We start from the raw sequence: 1,141 nt of genomic DNA, 5'->3' as shown, positions 1-1,141 counted from the left end.
CAGAAGACGTGGAAGCCCCCTACACCTAGCGCCCACCGTTTACGGCATGGACTACCAGGGTATCTAATCCTGTTCGCTACCCATGCTTTCGCTCCTCAGCGTCAGTTACTGCCCAGAGACCTGCCTTCGCCATCGGTGTTCCTCCTGATATCTGCGCATTTCACCGCTACACCAGGAATTCCAGTCTCCCCTACAGCACTCAAGTCAGCCCGTATCGCCTGCACGCCCGGAGTTAAGCCCCGGAATTTCACAGACGACGCGACAAACCACCTACGAGCTCTTTACGCCCAGTAATTCCGGACAACGCTCGCACCCTACGTATTACCGCGGCTGCTGGCACGTAGTTAGCCGGTGCTTCTTATACAGGTACCGTCACAAAAGCTTCGTCCCTGTCGAAAGGAGTTTACAACCCGAAGGCCTTCATCCCCCACGCGGCGTCGCTGCATCAGGCTTCCGCCCATTGTGCAATATTCCCCACTGCTGCCTCCCGTAGGAGTCTGGGCCGTATCTCAGTCCCAATGTGGCCGTACACCCTCTCAGGCCGGCTACCCGTCGACGCCTTGGTAGGCCATTACCCCACCAACAAGCTGATAGGCCGCGAGCTCATCTTGCACCGAAAAAACTTTCCACAACTGACACTAAACAGCTGTCCTATCCGGTATTAGACCCAGTTTCCCAAGCTTATCCCGAAGTGCAAGGCAGATCACCCACGTGTTACTCACCCGTTCGCCACTCGAGTACCCGCAGCAAGCTGCAGGCCTTTCCGTTCGACTTGCATGTGTTAAGCACGCCGCCAGCGTTCGTCCTGAGCCAGGATCAAACTCTCCACAAAAAAATTTCAGCACAAAAGCCAAAAAATCAGGCCGTGAAAAGCCCAAACCTAACAAAAAGACAAACCAACCAAAAACCAACACCATCGAAAACACAACAACATTGATCCTTAATAAGGCTGGCAAATCCAAAAATTACTATACAAAGAAAAATCACAACCACCCCCAACCCGACGGGGCAAAAAAAGGGGGCAGTCAAACCACAAAAAATGATTCACGCAATCTCAATGCATACCAAACAAATAAACTTAATTATTTACAATCGCGCCCCAAAAGGCCCGATCCGGCACACACCACACCAACCAAACACC

1 protein-coding gene and 1 rRNA gene are annotated in these 1,141 nt (G+C 52.3%); one reads left to right on the top strand and one right to left on the bottom strand.

What is annotated here, in order from left to right:
* A 16S ribosomal RNA gene (locus CHU71_RS01400) occupies nucleotides 1–832 on the bottom strand; the annotation flags it as partial.
* 101 nt (nucleotides 833–933) lie between these two features.
* Between CHU71_RS01400 and CHU71_RS12920 the strand changes: the two genes are divergently transcribed.
* Nucleotides 934–1,141, top strand: a 208-nt coding sequence (locus tag CHU71_RS12920) for a hypothetical protein (protein ID WP_222709848.1), incomplete at its 3' end; no start/stop codon positions are given.

The organism is Corynebacterium sp. LK14 (genome assembly GCF_008042215.1).
GTDB classification, from domain to species: domain Bacteria; phylum Actinomycetota; class Actinomycetes; order Mycobacteriales; family Mycobacteriaceae; genus Corynebacterium; species Corynebacterium striatum.
Note: the sequence above shows the minus strand (reverse complement) of the source record. Positions and strands in the feature narration are given on the sequence as shown.